This window comes from Gracilimonas sp. BCB1, assembly GCF_040117685.2.
Classification (GTDB): Bacteria; Bacteroidota; Rhodothermia; order Balneolales; family Balneolaceae; genus Gracilimonas.
Map to the genome: position 1 here is coordinate 1 of NZ_JBEDYP020000016.1, position 25,681 is coordinate 25,681.

The window sequence follows — 25,681 nt, forward strand, 5'->3', positions numbered from 1 at the left end:
GTGTTTATATTACTTGACGAGTTGTGCCAGCCGTATGACCTGGTGCAGCTTTGAACATCTAGGTTTTCGCATTTATCGTGAAACGCTTTCACATTTTCGTTGCACCGCTTCAATAATGAGCTCTTCAGGCTGATCCAAATGTACGCGGTGGCCGGCCTCTTTCACAACCGCTAATTCCGGTTCACGAAGCTCTTTTTCCATCTGCCGGTTGATGTGTAGGAACTTGGAATCCTTTTCCCCGACTACAAGCTGAACGGGAATGGGAATTTCACTTAGTCGATCCCGAACGCACGGCATGGTGCCGGTTCCGAATCCCTGCAGGCTGTTAGCCAGCCAGAAAGGGTTTTGGTTTTTCTGAATGTCGTCCATCTTCTCGAGCAGTTCAGGGGCGGGTTTTGCTGAATTGAACAAGGGCATGTTTGTCCAATCGTCCAGAAAGCCTTTAAAGTTACCGGTGATGGCATCCGAGCGACGCGCATCCAGCGATTGCCGGGCTTGTCGTTCCGTTTCACCTTCAATGCCAAAGGTGCTGCTTTCCAGAATCAATCCTTTGTATAGGTCAGGCCGGTGGAGGGCAAGCTGTAGGGCCAGACGTGCTCCCATGCTATATCCATACAGAAAAAGGGGAACCTGTAATTGTTCACTGATTAGCTTGGTTACATCAGCGACCTGTTCTTTGGTTGAAAAGCGATAATGAAGTTCTGCTCCATTTGTTTGTCCATGCCCTAAAAGATCGATAGTGATGGGATTGCAGAATTTCTTGAGTTCAGGAATGAGGTGGTCAAACTGTCTTCCGCTCCCCATAAAACCGTGAAGGAGCACAAGGTAGGGCAGTGTTTCAATTTCCTGGTGAATATCAAAGTGATAAGAGATGCCTCTTACGCGAATATTCATGCGTCTTTTTTGTGATCGAAATTCCAAAGTGCGTGTCGCTGTTCCATCGACTCATCGGCTCCGGTCATGCATTCCATGACGTGAACACCATTTCGTTGAATCAGTCGCTCAAAGGTAGCAATAATTTGCTCCGGTCTCGAAACGAGGGTATGATCGATATTGTGAGACCGGCAAAGCGCAGCTACTTTTGCTGTTTGGGGAGTTTCGAAATAGGGCGTGTATTTACTCTTAATCTGATGGACGGGAAGCATCCGGAAGATAGTATCCCCGCCGTTATTCAACAAAACAATAACGAGCGGATGCTTGATCTTCTTTGCCATCAACAAGGCATTGGTGTCATGTAAAAAGGCAATATCACCCACAAACAACACTCCGGGTTTCTCAGAGGCCATACTAATTCCAAAGGCAGTGGAAGTAATTCCATCAATACCGGCAGCTCCCCGGTTAACGTAAATTTCTTTGCCATCAAATTCCCCGAATAAAGACATATCCCGGACCGGAAATGAATTGGAAAGCATGGTGAAGGCTTTTTTGGGAATATTCTCCATCACTTTGGAAAATACATAGCCGTCGGTAATGGGGGCAGAAGGATGGAGTTGCTGCTCCCGAAATGCTTTAAAATCCTTCTCCATTTTTCGCCACTTTTTCATCCATTCTTTATCAGCGGCTCCTGTAACTTCAGGGATCTTAAGCGGACCTTTGAGGGTAATTTGCTTGTCGGAAGACAGGCTGCCATCCACCCACCGGTTAGGCCCTATAAAGCTAATTTGCATAACTTCGGTAAGCTTATCGAGAAATTCATTAAGTGCCTTACTGACAGGCTGTGCTCCAAAACGAAGGATTAAATCGGGATTTACTTCATCCCAGTTCGCTTCATTTCTCAGGAATCCATCAAATCCCTGAATGGTATGCCTGGAAGTGGGAACCTGAGAACCGGGCTCGGCTAAAATTGGCGCATCCAGGGTGCGAGCAAGCAGCGTAACAAACTCCAGTTGTTCTAATTTATTCGCAGGACCCACAACTATCAAAGGGCGTTCTGCAGAGATGAGATCCGACCAGAACGTTTCCCCCATTTCAATAGGTCCATCTTCTTGAGTGTATTTTGGAGAAGGTCTGCGCGATTGTTTTTCATTCTCAAACTCAACCTGTCGCAGGTATTTCTGGTCCGGCTCAAAGGGTTTGGTAAAGGGAAAATTCAGGTGGGCAACGCCTTCTTTTTGCACAGCCTGATGCACACCCTGTGCTGCGGCCAGCTTCAAACGATTAATACTTCGTTGATGAGTATCCGGTTCTCCAACCTCATGAAAAAAGACAGGGTAGTTGCCAAACAGCTTTAACTGATCGATGGTTTGGGAAGAACCTAATCCGCGATAGTGTGGAGGACGGTCGGCACTCAAAATAATCATGGGAACACCGGATTGAGCAGCTTCAATCACAGCGGGGTAGTAATTGGCGGCAGCGGTGCCTGAAGTACAAACCAAAACAGCCGGTTTTCCGGTGTATTTACCAATGCCAAGTGCGGTGAAAGCGGCAGAACGCTCATCAATAGCTACATGCTTTTTAAATCCGGAGTGAGCGGCAAAAGCCAGGGTTAAAGCCGTGGAGCGGGAGCCCGGTGAGATAACAACATGTTCAATACCTTCTTCGAACAGGGAGCGTACGAAAGTAGTGCTCCAGTAGAAGGCAGCATTTTGCGGTTCATTTTCTTGCATGTTCCAACGCAGTTAGCATGGGGATGAACTTGAGATTGGTTTCATCCCATTCTTTTTGAGGGTTTGAGTCCTCAACAATACCACATCCTGCGAAAAATCTCACCTCATTAGATTTAATTAATCCGCTGCGGATGGCCACCACAAACTCTCCCTCGCCGTTTGCATTAATCCAGCCAACCGGAGCTGCGTACCAACCCCTATCGAAATGTTCGAGTTTACTGATATATGGCATCGCTTTTTCACGAGGGTATCCGCCAACGGCCGGGGTGGGATGGAGACGTGAAAGCACTTCCGTTCGTGATACCCCATCTTTAATACGGGCATGAACGGGTGTATACAGGTGCTGAACATTGGATAATTTCTTAACCCCCGGAGTAACCGGATGTTCGAAGACATCTGAAAAGCGCTGCAGGTTCTCCTCAATAGCATCCAGTACAAAGGCATGTTCGCTGAGATCTTTTTGGCTGTGCAACAGCTCGTATTCAAGCACGGCATCTTCAGAAGCGGTTTTACCTCTCGAAATACTGCCGGCGAGGCCTTCAGTGAGTACTTCCCGGTCATGAAAAGAAGCCAGTCGTTCCGGGGTGCTGCCTATAAAACTGGATTCTCCATCCTGACTGATTAAAAAAGAATAGCAATCGGGATATTGAATTCGCAAGTGATTAAGCAAGCGGGTGTCTGATAACGGTTCCTTAAGCTTAACGTTCAAATCGCGGGCGAGCACAATTTTCTTAAATTCCCCGGATTTGATCAGGTCGGTGGCATTCTCAACAGAATCCACCCATTTGCGGTAATCTTCAGAATCGGTATCAGGAGTGTTAATTTCAGATTTGAAAGACTTTTTTGATTCTATGCTGTAAGTCCCGGCATCACAAATTCGGTCAAGGTTCTCAAAGGTTTCGACAAATGAATTGTAGATTTCGGTTTCAGAATCTGCAGGGTCAATACTTTTGGTTACCGTTAATACGGTAAACTTTCCATCCCGTACCAACACCCATTCAGGTAAGCTAAAGGAACCCGCACCAAATGCTCTCCATTGCTTACCAATATTGTGATCAAAAAAGGAAAACCCACCCAAGAGATGAACGGAGGCTAGATGATGATCCAAATTGGAAATGTGATGCACCGTGTTTAGTAACTCTTTTCCCTGATCTGAAGCATTTCTGAATCTTTCCTTACCGGTAGTTTGTATACGAGCCAATGAGCCGGCAGCAGCAATAGAAAACTCAGCAGAAGGCTTTTCCCAATAATATTGAAAGGTATTCTTGTCAGGATATTGCTCCAAAACGGCGAGCGCATCTACGGAAGGGATCTGAATCGAAAAGGATAAATATTGATATTTCTTCCGGTTTTCAGAAATAAAATCTATAGCCTCGAAGAGATCAAGCTTTGACACCTGTTGCCTGAAGCAATCTTTCACATCTTGTAATGCAGGATTCTGTGAATCCATAAATAAGCTGTAGTTTAGTTTTCAATCTAAATTGAAAGTACGGAATATTACAGCAATGTTAAACTAATTTTAGTTCCTGATTTAAGAAGTTATTTAGTCTTTCTTTTAAACTGAAGCAGGGTGGATCGTAGCCACAAAAAGGCAGGAAGAAGATAAGCCTGATGAAAAGAGATTTACGCTTTAATACGTTTATTGCGCATCATCATCTTCGCCGGTAGCGTAGGGATTATAGATCCCGTGCTCGGTGGGCTCATATTCGGCCAGCTTGAAGAAATGATTCCAGGCAGCTTCGCTCTTACCTTTGTCATCAACCCAGGTAGGGTGACTTTGTTTGATGAGCCCAACCACACGCTTGGCATAGGTAACGCGCTCTTCGGTGTCTTCGATTCGGGGAAGGGCGGCAATCATCAAATCTAGATTATAGCCACAGTCAAAGTCTTTGGGTTTTTGTTGGTGTATAAACATGAATTAAAATAGAGATAGGTTGATTAAATTCGGAAGCAAAATAAGCCATAATGGGCATAGATTAAAATTGAATATGCTGTATTTACAATGGGGTAAAATTTTCCGCCAATATATCTCAGACTCTCGGTGAATTATTTCTTAGTTTTGGGAATTAGATAAGAAAACACCAACACGAAGAACTTTATGTATCATAACTCCATACTGGAAGCGGTAGGCAATACACCGCTCATCAAGCTGAACCATGTAAACGGTAATTCAGAAGGCACGCTTTTAGCTAAAGTAGAATACTTCAATCCCGGGCACAGCATAAAAGACCGTATAGCCATCAAGATGATTGATGATGCCGAGGAGAAAGGCTTACTAAAACCCGGAGGAACCATTATTGAAGGCACTTCAGGGAATACCGGGATGGGATTGGCCCTGGTTGCCGTGACCCGTGGTTATAAATGCATATTTACTACTACCGACAAGCAGAGTAAATCCAAAGTGGATTTACTGAAAGCTCTGGGTGCTGAAGTGATAGTTTGCCCGACTAATGTAGAGGCAGATCACCCCGACAGTTATTACTCGGTGGCAAAAAGGCTCAGTGAAGAGATTGAGAATTCCTATTACCCAAACCAGTATGATAATAAAAGCAACTTTGCGGCTCACTATGAAACAACCGGACCGGAAATTTGGGAGCAGACGGAAGGCAAAATCACCCATTATGTAGCCGGAATGGGAACAGGTGGTACGATTTCAGGAACCGGTAAATATCTGAAAGAGAAAAATCCGGATATTAAAGTAATTGGGATCGACAGTGTGGGATCCGTGTACAAGAAATACTTCGAAACCGGTGAATTTGATAAGAATGAAATCAAGCCCTACATGACCGAAGGAATCGGTGAGGACATCATTCCCGGAACCATTGATTTTGAATATGTGGACGATGTGCTTCAGGTTAATGATAAGGATTCAGCGTTGGTGACACGCCGCCTTGCACGTGAAGAAGGGTTGCTGATTGGCTGGTCGTGTGGTGCTGCTGTAAAAGGCGCCTTAGACTATATCAAAGAGAATCCACTGGGTAAAGATGATGTGATGGTTATCATTATGCCTGACAGCGGTACCCGTTATATCGGTAAGGTATACAACGATGAGTGGATGAAAGAGCAGGGCTTCCTGAACGAAGACGAATAATTTTTGTATCTAAGATTAATCACTACAATACAGAATAAAGGTATTTATGGCTAAGAAAGATCAGACGATGAATCCGGGAAAAATGGAAATTGAACTGAAGGAAGAGGAGGCAACGGGTACGTATTCCAACCTGGTTATGATCACGCATTCACCTTCCGAGTTTATACTGGACTTTATTGCCGTTATGCCGGGAGTTCCCAAAGCCCGGGTTGTCAAGAGAATGATTCTAACCCCGGATCATGCCAAACGACTGGCTAATGCCCTTAACGATAATGTTGCCCGCTACGAGCAGGAACATGGGGCCATCAGCTCTAATGATAAGGTGGATATGCATATGTATCGGGGGCCGCAGCCGGAAGCTTAAGAACATCAAACAAGGAACACCGAACGTTGAATGTTGAGGTGTTGCTATTTTTACTCGCTCAAATGCTCTTCGTCAGGGAAAAGGGTTGGCTATACTTAAACTCGCTCTGACGCTTCGAGTCGGAGCGATGGTACGGATATTTGTTCTCGTTCTGACGCTCTGCGTCGGAACGAAATAGGCTGTTATTTTTTGGCTTCTAACAACAACCCTAAGCCAACAAGAAAGAAGAAAATATGGGGTAGAGTGGCGGCCAATTCGGGAGAAAGGGTGCCGTAATAGCCGAAGGGCTCAATGATCTTCATGAAGGCCAGATACAGGAAACTGATGGTGAGTCCGGCTGCCAGGTAAGCTCCCTTTCCACCTCGCCGGCGCACACTGGCAAAGGAAAAACCTACAATTATGACCACAATGATGGAAAAAGGGTAGGCCAGCCTTCCGTAAAATTGTACCTGTGGTATTTCCACGCCTCCGGCGCCGCTTCGTTCAATGGAAGCGATGTAGTCCCGGGCTTCAGCATAAGTAAGCTGATACACATCTGAAGTGGTACGGGCCAGATCTCTGGGGAAAACATTGAGCACAGTATCCTTCTTAATGAAGTCTTCTTCCTCATATCCTATTTCTGTAAACACCCGTTCGGTTCCGCTTTCCAGCCTCCAGCTTTGAGTTGAGTCTACCCATTCCATTCGGTTTGCACGGGTGCTTTTTATGATTTGCTGATCTTTAAACTGAATGAGCCGGATGCGATATGCAATTTGCTGATTCTTATCGAAGTAATTAACCTGAAGTTTGGTGTCGGGGGAAGGTTGCCGGTAAATATCGCTGCGGTCAATTTTCTCTGATTTATCCTGCAGGTATTCTTCTTCAAAAGCAATCCGCTGGGCATTGGATTTGGGGATGACATGCTCATCCAACAGGCTGATCCCGGCTGCACAAAGCGTCGCAAAAACAATGTAGGGCACAATAAGGCGGTACAGGCTAACACCGGCTGCTTTTAGTGCAGTTATCTCCAGCCGGTCCGATAACTGCCCGGTCAGAAAAAGGCAGGCTACGAAAACAGCCACGGGCAGTACCAGACGGGTCATTTCAGGAACATAATTCAGATAATAATTCCTGAATATTTCAGCCATTTGCGCACCCTGGTCGGCAAAGTCATCACTGTTCTCGGAAAAGTCGATCATGATGAAAATAAAGATCAGCATGAGCAGCACGAAAGCCGTGATAGCAAAGAGCCGAAAGAATATATATTTATCAAAATGTTTAATCACGGTTTCGGAAAAGCTTGGTAATTCGGATGTCGGTTGTCAGATAAATGATAAGATATACACCTATAAGAGAAAGGACTACGTTAAATGTCCACATACCTATGAGTGGGGTAATAAAGAGGCGGTCGGCCAACTTTTCACCCTGTATCAATGAGACCCAATAAAAAGTTAAAACAACGACACTGATGAGTGCAGCAAAACCGAAATTCCCTCTTTTGGTCATAATACCAACCGGAGCACCAAAAAGGATGAACACCACACAGGCAAAGGGAATAGACAGTTTTTTGTGAATTTCTACCAGGTAGCGGGCTATCCTTTTTTTGCGCCACTCTATATTGGCATTTATGGACTCCACGTTATTCCGGTACTCTTTCATCTGGCGAATGGATTCTTCCACAAAGATCCGCTGTGTTTCAGCTTTAGGAAAAGTGTTTGTAACCAGGTAGGGGCTTTCAACAGAAGTGATATAGTCCAGAGTATCGGGAAGTACTTTGTTTGGGTTGAAGTAGGAGGTTCTGCCGGTGTATTTATCCTCAGGGTAAACCATGGTGTTCTCACTCATGTTGATTCTTTGTTCCTCAATTTCTGTGTACAGGGAATCAACAACGGCAATCATGGCTCTGGAGCTCATCGTGCGGTCGCTTCGGTTGCGGTCTTCGGGGTCAGAGCGCATAAATGAGAGGTCGGAAAGGTCCAGTGTCATGATGTGTTTATCAAACCGATTGCGTTCTATCATGGTTTCATTTCGGCGGTCGGTTGAGAGAAACTTAAGGCTGGTTCCATTTATCAGGTGGAGGGTAAGCGCCTGTTCCCCCTTACTAACAAGCAATCCTTTATCGGCAACAATGTAGGCGCGGTCGCGGTTGTTCTCCGGTTTTTGGAATAAGGTGATATCATAAAGGCTGTCTGTTTCACTATCAATGCGTTCAACAAGAAACGTATAACCTTCAATGCCATCATAAAAGGTATTGGGTTTGAGGTCAAAGCCCGGCTTTTTCAGGCGAATGTCGATAAACAAAGACCGTGCTTTTTGATTGGCTTCCGGTAACACGTTATTTGAGAACCAGGCTAATCCTACAAATAATAGAACCGAGGCAATCAGAACAGGCCGTATGATTTTCATTGGGTTAATGCCCGAGGCCCGAAGCGCCGTGAGCTCATTCAGTTCCGAAAACTTCCCAAAGGCCATCAATGTAGCCACAAGTATGGCCATAGGAGCAGCCAGTACAACCATATAGGCAAGGTTTGTCATTACCAGCTCTATAATGATGAGCAAAGGAATGTCTTTACCAATCAGCTTGTCGATATGCAGAATCAGAAACTGCATCAACAGCAAAAACATGAGGGTAAAGAAACAGAACAGAAAGGGGTTCAGATGCCTCTTTAGCAGGTCTATTTGAAGTTTGTTGATGAATTTATTCAAAGCTTGCTGTTGCTCGGGTACTTTTTAATTTTCAGGAACGTAAATAATAGACATTTTCCGCTTATAAATTAAAGGGTGGATTATCGTATTATACTTTCAACATATTCAAATATATAGTATTATCGACCGCACCCATTTATTTCATCTACAAACTAATTTAGAATAAAAACAGATCAGCCTATCGCCTAACGCTACAGACAATAAGTAATAACCGAGTCAGTAATTAAAGCCGGTGCATTCTTTTTTTAAGTTAGTTTATTACCTGCCATTCGTATGTTTGATGAATGGATTGCTGTTGGTTGGTGTGTCTGCGCAAGATACCAGCGATACTACAAAAACAGTCAGCGAGGCGGATAGTACCCTTGACGGGGTGAAGTTTATCTACCGCCCACCACAGGGCCCGGTGAGTAATAATAGAGTAATAAATCCCGGCAATCTTTATTACATCAAACTGGCAAAAGAACAGTATCAGGCTACCTGGGATTCTGCCGATACCTACCGTATCAGCCACAAGATTGACGGTATTGAAGTATCTTCACCTCAAGTTTTTAATTTTGATCAGTTTATTACTGAAAAGCGTAAACAGCAGGAAAAGCAGATACGTTTTAACCTGATTGAAGAAGGGAAACGAGAAAGCCAACAACAGCGTGGTTTGCTTGATTTCAGCCTTCAAATACCGGGCGGACAGTCATCGGTATTCACAACCATATTTGGTAAACCGGAAGTAAACCTCCGGGTTAACGGTTCCGCAAATATGAATGTGGGGGTTTCCATTCAGAATATTGAAAACCCGACTATTGAACCGGATTTACAACGTCGTGTTGACCCGACCTTCAACCAAAACCTGCAGCTGAATATTCAGGGAACCATCGGGGATAAACTCACTATTGCCACCGACTGGGATACCGAGCGGGCATTCGATTTCCAGAACCGCCTGAGTATTGTATATGAAGGATACGAGGATGAAATCATCAAGCGGATTGAGATGGGGAACGTGTCGATGGAGACCGGGAACTCACTGATTCGGGGTGGTGCGTCGCTGTTTGGAATAAAATCGATTGCCGAACTTGGTCCGTTGCGACTTACATCCGTTGTTTCTCAACAAAAAGGGGAGAGCGACACTCAAACCATTACGGGAGGTTCGCAGGAAACCCAATTCTCCATCCGACCCATTGAATATCAGAACAACCGACACTTCTTTCTGGATTTCTACAACCGGCAGGAATTTGAATCTAATGTTTCCAATCCACAGCAAAAGACCCAGGCTTACCAGATTTCCGATATCCGTGTGTGGATTTCCGAACCTCAGATCAATACTACCGATCCCGAGGCGATTCGAGCTGCTGCATTCGTTGATTTAGGTGTGAACGACCGGGGTGATGGCACCTATGGCCTTCCCACAGAGGCGGCAGATATAATTGATGATAACACCCTGGAGAATAACAGGAGCAATTTGAGCGCAGCTGCCGGGGACTTTGGAGTTGCAGGTAACGACTTCTACAACGGCTATTTTCGTCCGTTAACAGAGGGTGCGGATTACACCATTGACAAAGCCCTGGGATTTATCAGTTTGAATCGTTCGCTAAGCTCGGGGGCTTACCTGGCTATTTCCTTTATCAGGCAACCCGTTGGCAACGAAACTTCTCCTGCTGAAATCGGTGATATTTCTCCCCGTTCATCCAACGAGTTGACCTACCTGAAACTTCTGCGAACAAATAACCCAACTCCGGATTTAAAATCCTGGCCTCTTACCATGCGTAATTTCTACTCGCTGGGTGTTTCGAACCTGACGGAAGATGGGCTTGAGCTTGATCTTAAATTTACTCAGGGTAATGTTGACGATACCAATCTCCCAAACCTGAACACTCCGCTTTTACAGGTATTAGGCTTAGACCGGGTAAATACGCAGGGTGCCGCTCAGCCTGATAACCTCATTGACTTTTCCGGTTACGTGCTAGATCCCCGAAACGGAAGTATCATGTTTCCATACCTGGAGCCTTTTGGAAACAGGATTACCGAACTCCTGGAGTCAACCTCCTCATCCGACTCTTTGATACAGGCCCTTTCTTACACCGAATTGTATAATGAAAAGCAGACTACGGCTGATGAGAGCCCAAAGAATAATTACTATCGTATTGAGGGAACTTCAAAAGGCGGGGTATCCGGAAACTTCTCGCTTGGGTTCAGCCTGGTAGAAGGTTCGGTGAAAGTATTTGCGAATGGAACACAGCTGACCGAAGGCGTGGATTATGAGGTGGATTATTCTTTTGGCCTGATCACTATTTTGAGTGAACAGTATCTGGCTTCCGGTCAGGATATCCGGATTGAGTATGAGAATAACCAACTGAATGTAATTGGGCAGAAGAACTTTACCGGGCTCCGGGCCGAATACCAGGTAAGTGAGGATATCAGCATTGGGGGAACCTACTTTAAACTGAAGGAACAGCCTCTTTCCGATAAAATCAGAATTGGCAACGAGTCGATTAATAACACCATTCTTGGAATGGATGCAGATGCGGAATTCGATACACCGTGGATTACCCGTTTTATTGATAAAATTCCGCTGCTTCAAACCAAGGCCGAATCAAATATCAGTGTGAGTGGAGAATTTGCTCAACTCCGACCGGATGTGGCCCAAACCAATGCCGTACGGGATGCTATTGATAATAATGAGCTTTTTAAAGATGAAGTGAACGGCTTGTCGTTTATAGATGACTTTGAGGGTTCGGAAATCAGTATCACCTTTACAAGCCCAACCCGCTGGAATCTGGCTGCAGCTCCGGCTGCTGTTCCCGGTTATGGCCCCGACCAAGCCTTTTTTGATAACCCCGATGCCACACTTAATAACTCGCTGGAGTCCAAGATTGCCCGTTCCGATCTGAGAAGTCAGTTTTCGTGGTATACCATCCCCAGAAATATATCCAGTATACTGGGGAATGCACGGGGTACGCCGGAATCAGAGACCACACCAACCGAAGAGGTGTTTCCGGGTAAGGAAACGAATAATGCCCAGGATGAAGTCATCAACACTCTGGATGTGTATTACAATCCTACCGAGCGGGGTCCGTATAACTACAATACCGATTTAAGAAATAAACTGGAGAACGAGCCGGAAAACCAGTGGGGAGGTATGACGGCCGCACTTCCATCGGGACAGGAAGACCTCACGCAAAACAATATTGAGTTTATTGAATTTTGGGTTCAGCCAATTTTGCCCGGTGGAAGGGAACCAACGGCTGAAGACTTAGAAGACTATGACGGTAAATTATACATTGAGATTGGAACTATTTCGGAAGATGTGGTTCCTAACTTTGACCTGAATTCCGAGGATGGCCTGGCCAATAACCTGGAAAATCTGGAGCTGGACACCTTCCAGGAAAATCCCCGTTCGTATGTTCCGGCCAACCCAACGGCTCCACAAGGGCAGTTTTCGAACGATAACAGGGAGCTCGAGGACGTGGGTTTTGATGGAATCCCAAGCAGTAACGGCTTTGATGATGAAAAAGTAGAGACGGCCCTTTTCAGCCCCTTTATCGATTCTATGCGGATAGCTTATGGGGAACAAAGCGATGAGTTTCAGTCCATTTTGGCCGACCCATCCAACGACGATTATATTTTTTACGGGGAATCTCAGGTTCAGGATTTACTGCTGCAAGAGCGTTTTTACCGGGTGATGGGCTATCATGAAGGAAACACACCGGCGGCCGGTGGAGATAAACGAGCCATTACGTCCCGGCCTGATACAGAAGGATTGGTCAGTCGGGCCAACATCGAGACCAACAACAATTATTATCAATATGAGATAGCGCTGAATCCGGCTGATTTCAGCAGTCTTGAAATAGAAACCAATCCCGATCCTGATAACCGCACCTTTATTGTGGATAAGGTGAATGCTCCCCGGCAGGCAGACCGATGGCATCTTGTTCGTATTCCGTTAACAGAGTTCAAGCGCAAAGTAGGGGATATTGAAGGCTTTCAGAATATCAGTCACATTCGCATGTGGATGTCGGGTTATGAGAAGCCGTTTACCATGCGTTTTGCAACTTTTGAGTTTATCGGGAGTCAGTGGCGAAAAGTAGAAAACATAGATGAAAGCCAGAATTTTAACGGAGATTTCAGAATTGCCACCATCAACATTGAAGAGAATGCCAGCCGGGAGCCGGTACCTTATCGTCAACCGGATGGATCTATCCGTGCAGTAAATCGCGGGGTACAGGTACAATCTTTGGCCAATGAGCAGTCTATTGTTTTAGGGGTTGAGAATCTGGGTTCAGGCCAGATTCAGATGGTGAAGCGAATTTATCCGGGAGGTTTAAATTTGTTGAATTACTCCAACATGCGAATGTTTGTGCACGGGGAAGGTTATGGCGATGGGCCGGAAGAAAGAGAGCATGCCGAACTGGTTGTGAGAATGGGTACCGACTTAAATGCCAATTACTATGAATACCGCCAGCCGGTAACGCCTTCTGATCCTGATTATCCGTACTCTCCTTACAGCGCTGATGGAAGCGGGGAGCTGGAGATGGATGCGGAACAAGTATGGCTGTATGATGAAAACAGTATGAATATTGTGTTGTCGGCTTTTAACGAGCTGAAGCAGCTCCGAGACCAGCAGGGCTTTACCGACTTTACCCAGAAATTTGAACAGGAGCTTTCTCCAGAAGAAGATGATGCTGTTGAAGGAGCAGTGGTAGCTATAAAGGGGAATCCTTCGCTCGGTCGGGTTTCAGAAGTTGGGATGGGTATTTTGAACCCTCACGATCCAACCGATGTAAGTTCTCCGGGTACGCCAAACCTGAATGCTGAGTTCTGGCTCAACGAACTTCGGGTATCCGGTTTTGATAATGAAAAGGGGTGGAAGGCAAATGCCAATGCCAGTTTCAAGCTCGCTGATTTTGCTACCTTCAATACCAACTTCAGCCGGACAACCACCGGTTTTGGTGGATTAGAATCACGTTTGGGGAACCGAAGTGTGGCGGATGAAATCGGATATGATCTGAGCTCAACGGTGAACCTCCATAAGCTGATTCCCGACCGCTATGGATGGAATTTCCCGGTAACGGTTTCAAGCCGGAAGAACATTTCAACACCAAAGTACTTGCCCAATCAGGGAGATATTCGCCTTGATGACTTCATCAATGCCACCAACAGCAACGATGAACTCACTGAGTCGGAGAAAGAAACCATTATTGACGAGCGTATTAATGCGGTAGAAACCGTTCGGGATAATTTCTCGGTTAATGTTTCCAATATTTCCAAGCAGAATTCCAAGAGCAAGCTGGCTCAGTACACCATCGATAAAACGAAGTTGAGTTATGTGTACAACGAAGGGAGTTCCAAGAACCCGGAAATTCAATTTCAGGATGATTGGAACTACAATACATCCATAAATTATAGCCTATCATTTAATAATGTGAAGCTGTGGCAACCGTTCGGGTTTACCGAAGATGTACCCGTAGTTGGTGCACTTTCCGGAATCAGGCTGGGATATATGCCTTCGTCTATTAACGCTTCTGCTAACCTGAACCGGTCTTATACCGAAAAGAGACGACGTCCCGAGTTTGATGAAGACGGGATGGAAGAGGTTCAATCCTTACAGCAAAGCCATACATTTAATCAGCGTTCGGGGTTTGGGTTTAATTATAATTTCACGCCAAGTATCCCAATTTCATTCCGAACCACGACAAATTATGATTTATCGAGTGCCGGTAGAGAGGATGTTAATAAAACAGGCTTGCCGGCCGACAGTAACTCCTACCAATTAACACCCACTTTTGAGGTGCTGAATAACCTGATAACAGATACCCTTTCGGCACGGAGGTCTAATTATGAAGAGACGTACACTGCCAGCTGGCGCCCTCAGTTCAATAAGATAGAGGCGTTGAAATGGCTAACCTATTCCGCCTCCTATGCGGGTGGCTATGGGTGGACAAACAGCCCGAGCGGTTCCGGGTTGGGAGCGGGTGTTTCCAATCGTTTCCGGCTGGACCATACGGTTAAGTTTGGGGTGGGTAGTTTGATTGATAAGATCGGATTCTTCAGTCGGCTAGAAGATGCTGATAAAAAAGAAACTACTGCCAGAAATCGGGCAAAAGACAGTGATGCAGAGAATGGAGATTCGGCTTCGCCGGACTTAATGAAAGATCTTCAATACCTGGGCCGAAAAGCCATACTTGCCATCTTCAGTATGGAAAGTATCGATATCACTTATAACAAGAACAAGACCTCAAATCAGGCCGGGTACAGGGGAGACTCCCAAATATTCTATGCATTAGCGGGTGAAGGAGATGGAAACTTTTCTCCCCCATTTGGCTACCGGTTGGGAATTGATGAAGAATTGCCAAGGTCGCAGTTAATACAGCAAAGCCCTTCGGGCAATTCTATCAACCTGCCCAAAAACAATACCTATACCGATAAAATTACGATGGGTACCAAACTAAACCTGTTTAAGAACTTTACGGTTGATTTGAACTGGTCAACAAATTGGGATGAACGGGAGACGAATACGATTACCCTGTCACCGACGGGAGATTTCTCCTCAACCGTTTCCTCCAGTGGTAATATTAGTTCTTCGGTGTGGGCATTTGGCGGTGGTTACCGGAACCTGTATGAACGCCAGCTTAAAACGGCATTTGCTGATGTTAACAGGGAGGATGGCATTATTTCTGATGATGTTAGCGAAGGTGGAAACGGAGACGGTCGGATTGTGTTGAATCGAAATACTTTGGAAGAGGATTTCAGAAAAGCTTACCTGGGAGGGGGAACCGGAGCGGTGGGCGAGAAAGGATACACGCCAATCCCTAAACCAAACTGGAGGGTTACCTGGTCAGGAGTTCAAAGCTTTATTCCTATTATTGGTGACAATATGAGAGCGGCCACACTTACGCATGGCTATACCGGAACCTACAGGCTGGGATGGAGCCTGAATACACTTACCGGAGTTCAGGATCCTCAGGGATTGGGTGGTTTTAGTGTTATTGACCGAAAAGAACTTTATGAACCCAACTCCATTAACGTAGAACAGCGTTTCTCACCACTCATTCAGCTAAATGTAACATGGGAATCGGATTTGAGGACGCAAATAAGCTTTGACCAAAGCAAAACAAGCAGCCTGGCTCTTTCAAGTCGTACGGTTACAGAGCGAACTTCCAAGGGATTAAGCACTTCAATCAATTATACCTTCAAGAATCTGACGATTCCGTTCTTCCCGAAAATTAAGAATAATGTCACGCTTACTATTAATGGCGGCTTTGCGGATGACACCGAAAGCAAGTACACCCTCAGTTCCGATATTGATGAGGTATTAAGTGACGTGAATTTTGTGCCTGATGTAAGCCAGTATGATTATACCGATCCATTTGTAACCGGTCAGCAGCGAATTAATGGGTCGGTCGTTATCGGGTACCGCTTCTCTCAAACGGTGACGTCCAACTTTGAATACACCTACACCAAAGTGAATCCGAAGTCATCGGCTTACTTCCCGCGAACGAATCATGAAATCCGGTTCAACTTCAAGATTTCCATTCAGTCCAGGTAAGCTATTCTTTTTTCCGGGAAGTGAATGTGAAGTACCCCCAACCGAAAAAAGTAGCCATCAGGCATAAGAGAGAAAGCCAGTTTCCAAATCGGGTGAAGAAGGTTTGGGTAGTTGAATTTTCAACGGTTCCCGTGAAGCCGGTACGCACCCAATAACCTGTTTTTTGGATAATAGCTCCATTGGGAGCAATGATTCCCGAGATCCCGTTATTGGCGCTTCGGGCAATCCAGCGGTCAAATTCAATGGCCCTAAGCCGTGCATAGGCAAAATGTTGATGGTGTCCGCTGGTATCACCCCACCAGCCATCGTTGGTAATGATGGTTAGAAAAGAGGCGTTTTGTTGAACAAAAAGCCGAATCCAGGATGGATACACCGAATCATAGCATACCAAACCGGGTGAGCTGAAGCTTTTGGTTTCAATCATATCTGGCCGGGTGCCTTTACCGAAGCCGGCTATTTCTCCCCAGTTAACCCAGCCGAAAACATCCAGTGCAGCCAGGGTTTCAACAAAAGGAATACGCTCTACAATGGGCACCAGGTTACCCTTCTCATAATCAGAGATAGTACCCTGGTCATCTACAAAAAGAGCGGCATTGAAAACATTGTAGGGCTCTCCGGTTCGCAGTGTTCCCCGGTAAAGTACCTCTGTGTCTTCCTGGTAGGTTTTATACAATCCGGTACCGACAATAAAATTTTTGTTCCAGACTCTGGCTGAGTCGGCGATACGCAGAGCTGTACGGGAATCAGCGAAAATAAACCCGTCAATGGCATTCTCTGGCCAGATAATTAACTCTGTTTCGGGGGTGATCGTCCGCTCGGTGAGGGCAAATAAACTGTCCACGACCTCTGTTAATCCACTCATTCCTCCGTAATTTTGATAAGAATCATGATTGGGCTGGATGATAGCCACATGAGTTAGATCAGAATCTCCTTTTTTGGTTTCGCTTTCGTACAAAACAAACGACCAAGCAGGGAAAATCAGGAACACACCAATTGCAACATAGGCTAATTCTTTCTGTCTGGTCTTAAATACCTGATAGGCCAGTGCTGAACTCAAAACCACCCAAAAGGTAATGCCGAGATGTCCGGTAAAAGATATGTACTGAATCACCCCTATAAAATTAGACCATGCATTTCCGATTGAAAGCCAGGTCCAGGATAAATCCCATTGGTGATGTAAAAACTCATAACTAACCCAAGCCGCTGCCTGAAGAAATGCAATCAGAATGGGGGATTTCGTTTTATTAGCAAAGAATTTTGCAAGGCAAAGGGGAATGGTCATAAGCACGCTGTTGGCCAGTATGGCGGCAATACCGGCGCCCAGGCTGGCCATCATCAGCCAGTAAGTGCCAATCAGGTTCCAGACCACAAAGCCGGCGTAGCTATAATATGCCAGCTGCTTATAGGAATCACATTTATCCGCTAAATAAAACAACAGAATAAATGCGGGAAAATTTAAAAAGGAGAGATTGAGGGGAGGGAAGCTGAGGCCCAACAAAATTCCTGCTAAAACCGAAAGCACCCACTTATTTTCCGACCACCTTTTCAAAATCATTCTGAATATCCTTTACCTGATACAATTACCACGATTTCACCTTTGATGGAATCACGACTTTCAAACTCTGTTTTGAGCTCACTTATTGTGCCCCGGATTACTTCTTCAAATTTTTTAGTGAGTTCCCGTGCTACCGCTGCCAGTCGCTCGGGTTCAAAGTGTTCTTCCAGTTCACCCAAAAGTTTAAGCAGGCGGTTCGGGCTTTCATAAATAATGATGGTGAGTTCTTCTTCAGCCAGCTGACCTAATCGTTTCTGACGTCCTTTCTTGTGGGGGAGAAACCCCTCGAAGATATACCGGTCGCAGGGCAAACCACTGGCTACAACCGCTGTGGTTGCTGCATCAGGACCGGGGATTACACTTACGGTATGATTGCCATTCAGCGCGGCTCTCACTGCCAAAAAACCGGGATCCGAAATACCCGGCATACCGGCATCGCTGATTAAAGCCACGTCTTGTTGCGCATCCAGAATATTCATCAAATGACCGACTTTGTGGTGCTCGTTGTGCTGGTGGAAAGAAAAGGTAGGCTTGTCAATCTGGAACCGCTGTAAAAGATGACCGGAAGTTCGGGTGTCTTCACAAGCGATGTAATCAACCGACTGCAGCACCTCAACGGCCCGCGGTGAAAAATCCTGCAAGTTTCCAATTGGTGTAGCTACGATGTAGAGTGTGGACACGGTTTACCTCATTGATTAAAGTGCACAAATATCAAACTACCTCACTCCAAAAACAACTGTGATGAGGGTGATTAATGGGATGAACTGTGATGGTTTAGTTTTCATGGAAACGAAAGAGCGAATAAAAGAATCCTATCACATCAAAATCAAAAACATCACACCCATCACGGTCCGCTTTGGAATTTAAAAAGAGGGTTGTATGTTTGTGGCGTTATAATTGAATGTAAACACTTATCATAAATACGAATATGAATTTTCAACCATCCGGATTAAATCACATCACCATAAGAGTAAACCGCATCGATGCTTCCAAAGAATTTTATGGTGATATTCTTGGCCTTGAGCTCGTAAAGACTATGGGTCAAAGCATGGCTGTGTACCGCATCGGGAAAGAAGACACCCTGGTTATAGTGGAAGCTGAAACAAGTTATGATCCGACTTCACGGGATTTTCGGGTAGATCATTTTGGTTTTTATGTGGATGAACCTGAGCAGGTGGATGAACTGGCCAAATACTTCCGCGAACAAGAAGTGACGATCATGAGCGGGCCTGCAAACCGAAAGAAAGGCCGGTTTTTATTTGTGGCTGATCCCGATGGGAATATGATTGAATACTTTTATGAAGAAAAAGAATGAGATAGAGCAGGAGCTGGACCAGAAAGAGTTCGAAAATGATATCGGGAAAGATTTAGCCCAGCAATATCGTAAGCTGAATATTGAAGAAAAGCTGCGAGAGGATGCCAATAAGTACGTGGTGAGTCTTCTTTACTTTACTTCAACTTTGGTATTTTTCGAAGTCCTATGGTGGCTGCTGTCAGCTATTTTAGTTCCCATTACATTAGGCATACTGGGAGCATTCTTTGAGACCATGACACCTTTTATGCATGTCGCCTTCCTGATTATGGCCATCAGCTCGGCCTTTACCTGGAAATCACCGATCATCTACATCCTGAAGTTAACGCCCAATGGCTGGTACGGCTAAAACTCTACCGATTCAGATAATAGGATGTTCTTACAAGGAAAAGATGGCTGATTCCACCATCGCTGAATATATCTTGTGTGCGATACTGAAGACCCAATTCAAATTTTTGCTTTGAATTGAAGTACCAGCCCAAACCAACGGAAGCACGGTTTTCGGCATCCGCTTCATCATTATTAAAAGCGGTCATCATTTCGTCTTTTAGAATCAGGTACTTCTCACCGGGATCCAGCTTTTCACCTTCCAGGGGGAAGTCATAGCTTAACCGATAGCGTAAACGGTTTTGGTAGGAACTTGACCGAACGCGTTGTTCAAGCCGCAATCGGTGAGCAAGTCGCCGATCGCCCAAATAAGAAACAAATCCTACCTGTTGCAGAAACCGGTGTTCGTATTGATAGCCATCAACCATTGGAGTGGAGAGCCGGTAATAATAACCGCCGCCGATTTTAGTTCCGGCTGAAAGTCCGTAGGAAAATGTAAACTGAGGTTCGATATACCGGATGGCGCCTTCGTTGTCAAAATCCCTGATAGAGTTGAAGACCGAAAGCTTGGTGTTGAAGCCCAGCCGGTCAGAGGATTTCCAGGAATACGATAGTTCCGGATTCCAGATAAGATCCGCTTGCTGCGAAAAGGCACAAACCGGGAGCAGAATGGCTGCTGCCAGGAGTACCTTGAATTTTAAAAAGTTCATGTATTGTATTACCAAATATTATCCAGCGAACGTCTCACAATTCTACGTTTCTGAATGAAATTACCGTTTACATCAAACAGCATTTCAAATGAACCGAGTTCTGTTTTGTTTTGTCCGTCAATTTCAATTTCGTAGCGAATCAACAGGTCTTCGAAATCTTTTTCGAGAATTTCTACTAACATCTGTTCATCATTGTTTTCGAAAGCTGAGAACTGACGCTGAACTCTGGTAAATCTGAATGTCGTGTACTGATTATTTATTTCTTCTGTGATGGTGTTCCGTAAAGCAAGGGGAAGTTCTTCGAACTCGATAAGCTGCTCAATGTCAATGAGCGAACCCGTAGCATCAAATTCGATACTATACAAGTGACCTTCCCAATTCAGCTTTACTTCATAGCTGATCATTTCACCGTCTGATTGGCGGTAAAAATCTGCTTTTTTTTGCTCTTTCCAAAATTGATTTATCAATGATAAAGCTCTGGCGGGCAAGGCATCACGATCGATGGATTTTTCAACCTCACTTTTCGTGTGCTGAGCGGCACCAAAGCGGGTAGAGAAGATCAGCAGAATCGGCAGAAGTAATAGTATTCGGTAATACGTTTTCATACGGGAATATGGAAAACAGATATTACCAAATCTTTAATACAGGGTTAAGCGTGGATAAAGGGTGGGTATGCTAAGGCAGATCACAAAAGTTTTTAAAAAAAATGCATCCTCAAAACAGATGGGTTAAATTAAGCCGATATCTCATCAAAAAATGAACCTATTCTATGCGCAATGTTAGTATTTCCGAAAAAGCCTCATTTAATCTCGACGTTCCCTACAAGCTGATTGAAACGGGAGATAAAGGAAAGAAACCCCTCATAGTTTATTTACATGGTTACAACCAAAACATAGAATATTTTGAGAAGAAGGCGGAACCTATGTTAACTCTGAGGGCGTATCATTTATTCATTCAGGCTCCGTATCCCATTTATGACAAATCCCGAAATCGCAAAGTAGAAAAGTGGGGGAGAGCCTGGTATCTGTACGATGGCAGCCAGGAACAGTTTATAAAGTCTATGGAAAAAGCTTCTGTGTTAATTCAGGATATTATTGAAGATGTTAAAGAAGAGTGTGAAGTAAACCGTTTAGGTGTGTTCGGTTATTCGATGGGTGGGTACCTTGGGGGATACTTTGCCTTGTCGCGCTTTAAGCACGTAAACGATTTGATTGTAATTGGTGGACGCATAAAAACAGAAGCATTCGAAGGACAAAGAGAACAAGCCAAACACATACATATTTTGGCCCTTCATGGAGAAGATGATGACAGTGTTTACCCGGATCCGCAGAAGAAATGCATAGAACTTTTAAAGCAGGAAGGATTTAATGCTGAGTTTAAATTAGTTGAAGCTGGACATAAACTTGAGCCAATTTTTATAGAAAAATCAAAAGACTGGTTGAAGGAATCAGGTTACGTTGAATCAAGTTGAATTTTGTTATACTTTAGTCTCTAATGTTTGTTAAGTTATTTTAATTAAGCTATTGCAAAGCAGTTCATAAATCATTACGATACCCCTGAAAACCGCTACAAAAAAACCCTGCGAAGTTACATGAATATACTAGTAATCGAAGATGATCCATCTGTCCGTACGCTTGTAAAAGCTGTACTGGAGCACAACGGAAACTCAGTATCCACCGCTGATAACGCGACCGATGGTGAAGCCAATGCTGTAGGGAATGATTTTGATATGATCATACTCGATTTGGGTTTGCCGGATGGGGATGGCTACGAGGTGTGTAAAAACATCCGTGACAAGAATGTCACAACACCGGTTCTGATTCTCTCCGGCGAGCAGGAAACAGATGTAAAGGTGAAATGTTTAAAGGTGGGGGCAGATGACTACCTGACCAAACCCTTTAACACCGAAGAGTTGATAGCCCGAATGGATGCCATTAAACGGCGTACAGAATCGGGAGGTGAGCAGCAGCTTACCTGTGGCGAGCTTAAGGTAGATTTACTTAAGCGGGAGTTCTCCATTAAAAGTGAAAAAGTTCAGCTCACCAATAATGAATTTAATCTGTTGGTTTACTTCCTCAAAAACCGAAACCGGGTAATTACACAAGAAGAACTGGCGGAAAAAGTATGGGATATTCATTTTGATACCCAGACCAACTATATCAATGTGTACATCAGTTATCTGAGAAAGAAAATCCGCGAACATTCTGAGGTAGACTACATTGAAACCATTCGCAAGAAAGGATTTGTATTCCGTTGCGAATAATTATTTAAATGAATTTATCAGCCTCGTATGCTATAGCCGTGTACGAGGCTTTTTTATTTTTAGCTTATGGATGCATCTACAAGACGGGCGATAACGGAACACTTGAAAGATTTTGCCACAGTGGCACGATGGGAAAAGATCGAGGAGGTTGTTCAGCAACGAACACGGCACATTACCGTAGTCGTCGAGGATATTTATCAACCTCATAATGCCAGCGCGGTGTTGCGGAGTTGCGATGGGTTTGGTATTCAGGATGTACACATTATAGAAAACTCCAACACCTTTGATGCGTCCACACAGGTTACAATCGGGGCCGACCAGTGGCTGACTTTGCATAGGTACAGAGAAAAGCGGAAAGATAATACCAAGCTTTGCTTGAATAGCTTAAAGGAGAAGGGCTTTAGAGTGATTGCTACCTCTCCGCACGAAAATGACACCAACCTGAACGACTTACCCCTTGATCAGAAAACGGCGCTCGTATTTGGAACCGAATTGGATGGTATCAGTGAGCGGGCGAAAGAAATGGCGGATGGTTTCGTTAAAATCCCCATGGCCGGCTTCAGTGAGAGCTTTAATATTTCGGTGAGTGCTGCGGTGTGCCTGTATAACGTAACCCGCCGGCTAAGAGCCTCCGATATAAACTGGAAGCTCTCTGAGGAAGAACTGGAAGAGTTAAAATATCTGTGGTTAAAAAAATCAATTAAAGCCGGCGAACAAATCGAGAAGGCCTATCTTCAGGAAAGAGGGATTTCTCTCTAAAGTTACCACGGCAGCTTTTCTTCAATGTCGGCTACGGCATAGGCAAACACGGCCATGGTGGCTGCGCATTCGTTAAAATCTTCCTTATCCAGTTTATCCATGGTATCGGCGGCTGTGTGATGATACCAGAAATAGCGGGAGCCGTCGACCACCAGGCCCATTCCCGGAACGCCATCCCGCATCAGAGGACCAATATCAGCTCCGCCTCCGCCTTTGTTAACCTTCCCTGATTCTATGGGATCTAAGGTAGTTCCTATTTCAGAGAGTATTTCGTAGGCCCGTTCGCTGCCGGTAAATCCAAAACCGATTGGGTCAAAAACGCCGGCGTCCGATTCGATTGCCAGGACATGATTCTCCAGAGATTTTTCATCTTCCTTTACCCATCGGTGATATTCTTCGGCACCTCGCAGCCCGTTCTCCTCATTGGTCCATAGCACAACCCGAATGGTTCGCTTTGGCTTGATTCCCAATTCATTCATTAACCGAACCGCTTCCCATGCAGCGATACAGCCTCCACCATCGTCCATCACACCCTGACCAACATCCCAAGAGTCGATATGGCCCCCCATTACAATAATTTCGTCAGGAAATTCTGTTCCTTTAACCTCGGCGATTACATTTCGGGATTCAGTATCAGGGAAGGTTTCGGCCTGAATATTCAGATTGATCTCAATCTTTTCACCCCGGTCATATAAACGCTGTATAAGCATGGCGTCTTCAATGGTGATGGCTGCATGGGGGATCTTCTTCACTTCCTCATCATAGTACATAGTGCCGGTATGGGGAGTTTGCATAGAATAAGGACCAACCGAGCGAATGACACTTGCCACTGCACCGTGTTTAGCTGCTTCAATGGCTCCATTCACCCTATACTGGACGGTACGGCCGTAGGACGTAAATTCAGCGTTATAAAGAACAATCTTTCCCTCTACCTGATCTTTAACCTTCTCCAGTTCGTCAAAACTTTTAACCACAATAACTTCAGCTGATAATCCACCTTCGGGAGTGGCCACGCTGCCTCCAAGACTCAGCATGGGCAGATCTTTCTTTCGTGGTGAAAGTAAGGTGGCCGACTCCTCGCCGCGTACCCAATGCGGAACCATCACCGGCTGGGTCCACACTTTATCAAAGCCGTCTTCCTGCATGGTTTCCACAATCCAGTCGATAGAGTTTTCAAGATTCTCAGAGCCGCTAAATCGTGGCCCAAATGTATCAGCCATGTAGGTCAGGCGTTCCCAGGCTACATCACTTCCCATGGCTTTTTGAATAAGTTGTTGAGCATGCTCTTTGTGCTGATTGTTGAGCACCGATTGTGCCTTCATAAAGTTTGGAGACAGAAGGAGTGCAGAGAGTAGAATGGGTAAGATGTATTTCATGGGATCGATTGATTCATTTTGGTGGACGAATCAAAGAAAGGGAAAAGGGATGTTCAATGCCACAAAAAAACCCGAATATGAATTATATGCGGGGCTGATACATTGGTTAGTCGAGCGAGTTTTTATTAGTCTCGGAAATTTCTTTGAACATGGCATACTCTTCCGGGGAAGTATCTGCGAAGAGATAGTAGATTGGATCTACCGGTTCACCTTTGAAGTGAACTTCGTAGTGGAGGTGTGGCCCTTCAGAAAGCCCTGAATCGCCCGCCATACCAATTTGTTGACCACGCTCTACTTTAGATCCGTTTTTAATTCCTTTGCCCAAACCAGAGAGGTGAGCATACAAGGTTTCGAAGCCAAAGCCATGATCTACAATTACCACAAGACCGAGGGTTCCTTTACGACCGGCAAATCGGATTTTACCGTTTCCGGTTGTGAAAACAGGGTCTCCGATATCAGCGCGGAAATCTAACCCGTTATGACGACGGTTATATTTCAGAATTGGGTGGTAGCGAACGCCATAACCGCTAAGTAAAATACCTGAGGTCGGTTTGATGGCCGGTATATGGCTCATCTTCTCTTTATTTACATTGTATTGGCTTTTAATTTCTTCGAAGCTCAATTTCTGAATACCAATACGCCGCTCGAGGTTATCAACTTTGGAAGCTGTCCATTTTAACAATTCAGAGGTGGACTCGTTGTACACGTCAAATTCATCATAAGGATCCGAACCACCTACACCGGCCTGTCGTTCTTCGTAGGAAATTTGATCCATCCCCAAAACCGAACGATACATTTCGTTGTCTTTCTCAGCAATGGCTGTGATTTGTTCATCCAAATCAACAAGGGCATCTTTAGTACTTTCCAGCTGTTCGTAGAGGGCTTCGTTTTCGGCTTTAAGGGCGAGTTCAGCCGGGGTTCCTATATAAGTAGAGAGGAGAATAATACCGATGCCGGTTAAAACCACACCGGACAAGATCCAAATAGAAAGATTATAAACAACCTGTTCAAGGCGATTGTACTCAATAGGTACAAATTCGCAATTCGTTTCGTCGTAGTAATAGTGATTTTTTATTGACATATACTAACCTTGTTC

20 protein-coding genes are annotated in these 25,681 nt (G+C 44.9%); 8 read left to right on the forward strand and 12 right to left on the reverse strand.

Annotated elements, in window-relative coordinates; translation table 11 throughout:
* Positions 1 to 72: 72 nt before the first annotated feature.
* The 4 genes from menH to ABFW99_RS13325 all read right to left on the reverse strand — a co-directional run bounded on the left by menH (position 73) and on the right by ABFW99_RS13325 (position 4,521).
* Positions 73 to 894 carry a 2-succinyl-6-hydroxy-2,4-cyclohexadiene-1-carboxylate synthase gene (gene menH / locus ABFW99_RS13310; protein WP_440707521.1) on the reverse strand — a complete coding sequence of 274 codons (822 nt, stop codon included), beginning with the start codon at positions 892 to 894 and terminating at the stop codon, positions 73 to 75.
* Positions 891 to 2,606: a 2-succinyl-5-enolpyruvyl-6-hydroxy-3-cyclohexene-1-carboxylic-acid synthase gene (gene menD, locus ABFW99_RS13315; RefSeq protein ID WP_440707522.1), complete on the reverse strand. Its 1,716-nt coding sequence runs from the start codon at positions 2,604 to 2,606 to the stop codon at positions 891 to 893. The genes menH and menD overlap by 4 nt, the downstream gene beginning before the upstream one ends.
* Entirely contained in the window at positions 2,593 to 4,056 is a 1,464-nt protein-coding gene (locus tag ABFW99_RS13320) for an isochorismate synthase (protein WP_349354466.1), read from the reverse strand. Before ABFW99_RS13320 ends, menD begins: the two co-directional genes overlap by 14 nt.
* A 189-nt stretch (positions 4,057 to 4,245) precedes the next feature.
* A complete protein-coding gene (locus ABFW99_RS13325) occupies positions 4,246 to 4,521 on the reverse strand; it encodes a DUF4290 domain-containing protein (RefSeq protein ID WP_349354465.1) in 276 nt (91 codons plus the stop codon).
* Between the two features lie 183 nt (positions 4,522 to 4,704).
* Between ABFW99_RS13325 and ABFW99_RS13330 the strand changes: the two genes are divergently transcribed.
* Both ABFW99_RS13330 and ABFW99_RS13335 read left to right on the forward strand, forming a co-directional pair.
* The gene (locus ABFW99_RS13330; protein WP_349354464.1) at positions 4,705 to 5,697 is read left to right on the forward strand and encodes a PLP-dependent cysteine synthase family protein; all 993 of its coding nucleotides are present in this window, start codon (positions 4,705 to 4,707) and stop codon (positions 5,695 to 5,697) included.
* A gap of 46 nt (positions 5,698 to 5,743) precedes the next feature.
* Positions 5,744 to 6,061, forward strand: a complete 318-nt coding sequence (locus ABFW99_RS13335; protein WP_349354463.1) for a DUF3467 domain-containing protein — start codon at positions 5,744 to 5,746, stop codon at positions 6,059 to 6,061.
* Positions 6,062 to 6,243: 182 nt separating this feature from the next.
* Here ABFW99_RS13335 and ABFW99_RS13340 read toward each other — a convergent pair whose 3' ends face one another.
* Positions 6,244 to 7,326, reverse strand: coding sequence for an LptF/LptG family permease (locus ABFW99_RS13340; RefSeq protein WP_349354462.1), 1,083 nt, complete (start codon positions 7,324 to 7,326; stop codon positions 6,244 to 6,246).
* Entirely contained in the window at positions 7,319 to 8,746 is a 1,428-nt protein-coding gene (locus ABFW99_RS13345) for an LptF/LptG family permease (RefSeq protein ID WP_349354461.1), read from the reverse strand. The genes ABFW99_RS13340 and ABFW99_RS13345 overlap by 8 nt, the downstream gene beginning before the upstream one ends.
* Positions 8,747 to 9,026: 280 nt before the next feature.
* On the opposite strand from ABFW99_RS13345, the gene sprA reads away from it, so the two are divergent.
* Entirely contained in the window at positions 9,027 to 16,283 is a 7,257-nt protein-coding gene (sprA, locus tag ABFW99_RS13350) for a cell surface protein SprA (RefSeq protein WP_440707523.1), read from the forward strand.
* A 1-nt stretch (position 16,284) separates the two neighbouring features.
* Here the strand turns inward: sprA and lnt are convergent, their stop codons facing one another.
* Entirely contained in the window at positions 16,285 to 17,838 is a 1,554-nt protein-coding gene (lnt, locus tag ABFW99_RS13355) for an apolipoprotein N-acyltransferase (protein WP_349354459.1), read from the reverse strand.
* A complete protein-coding gene (gene rsmI / locus ABFW99_RS13360) occupies positions 17,835 to 18,518 on the reverse strand; it encodes a 16S rRNA (cytidine(1402)-2'-O)-methyltransferase (protein ID WP_349354458.1) in 684 nt (227 codons plus the stop codon). The genes lnt and rsmI overlap by 4 nt, the downstream gene beginning before the upstream one ends.
* Positions 18,519 to 18,766: 248 nt before the next feature.
* Between rsmI and ABFW99_RS13365 the strand changes: the two genes are divergently transcribed.
* Positions 18,767 to 19,153: a VOC family protein gene (locus ABFW99_RS13365; protein WP_255135406.1), complete on the forward strand. Its 387-nt coding sequence runs from the start codon at positions 18,767 to 18,769 to the stop codon at positions 19,151 to 19,153.
* On the forward strand, positions 19,137 to 19,499 hold the full coding sequence (locus tag ABFW99_RS13370; RefSeq protein ID WP_349354457.1) for a hypothetical protein: 363 nt from the start codon (positions 19,137 to 19,139) through the stop codon (positions 19,497 to 19,499). Before ABFW99_RS13365 ends, ABFW99_RS13370 begins: the two co-directional genes overlap by 17 nt.
* 4 nt (positions 19,500 to 19,503) lie before the next feature.
* On the opposite strand, the gene ABFW99_RS13375 is transcribed toward ABFW99_RS13370, so the two are convergent.
* The gene (locus ABFW99_RS13375) at positions 19,504 to 20,187 is read right to left on the reverse strand and encodes a DUF2490 domain-containing protein (protein WP_349354456.1); all 684 of its coding nucleotides are present in this window, start codon (positions 20,185 to 20,187) and stop codon (positions 19,504 to 19,506) included.
* 8 nt (positions 20,188 to 20,195) lie between these two features.
* Positions 20,196 to 20,792: a hypothetical protein gene (locus ABFW99_RS13380; RefSeq protein WP_349354455.1), complete on the reverse strand. Its 597-nt coding sequence runs from the start codon at positions 20,790 to 20,792 to the stop codon at positions 20,196 to 20,198.
* Positions 20,793 to 20,956: 164 nt separating this feature from the next.
* On the opposite strand from ABFW99_RS13380, the gene ABFW99_RS13385 reads away from it, so the two are divergent.
* The 3 genes from ABFW99_RS13385 (at position 20,957) to ABFW99_RS13395 (ending at position 23,209) form a co-directional block, all read left to right on the forward strand.
* A complete protein-coding gene (locus tag ABFW99_RS13385) occupies positions 20,957 to 21,658 on the forward strand; it encodes an alpha/beta hydrolase (RefSeq protein WP_349354454.1) in 702 nt (233 codons plus the stop codon).
* Positions 21,659 to 21,778: 120 nt separating this feature from the next.
* Positions 21,779 to 22,450, forward strand: a complete 672-nt coding sequence (locus tag ABFW99_RS13390; RefSeq protein ID WP_290962362.1) for a response regulator transcription factor — start codon at positions 21,779 to 21,781, stop codon at positions 22,448 to 22,450.
* 102 nt (positions 22,451 to 22,552) lie between these two features.
* On the forward strand, positions 22,553 to 23,209 hold the full coding sequence (locus ABFW99_RS13395; protein WP_349354453.1) for a TrmH family RNA methyltransferase: 657 nt from the start codon (positions 22,553 to 22,555) through the stop codon (positions 23,207 to 23,209).
* 2 nt (positions 23,210 to 23,211) lie between these two features.
* On the opposite strand, the gene ABFW99_RS13400 is transcribed toward ABFW99_RS13395, so the two are convergent.
* Complete coding sequence (locus ABFW99_RS13400; RefSeq protein WP_349354452.1) at positions 23,212 to 24,585, reverse strand: M28 family metallopeptidase; 1,374 nt, start codon at positions 24,583 to 24,585, stop codon at positions 23,212 to 23,214.
* Positions 24,586 to 24,691: 106 nt separating this feature from the next.
* A complete protein-coding gene (locus ABFW99_RS13405) occupies positions 24,692 to 25,666 on the reverse strand; it encodes a M23 family metallopeptidase (RefSeq protein ID WP_349354451.1) in 975 nt (324 codons plus the stop codon).
* Between the last annotated feature and the right edge of the window lie 15 nt (positions 25,667 to 25,681).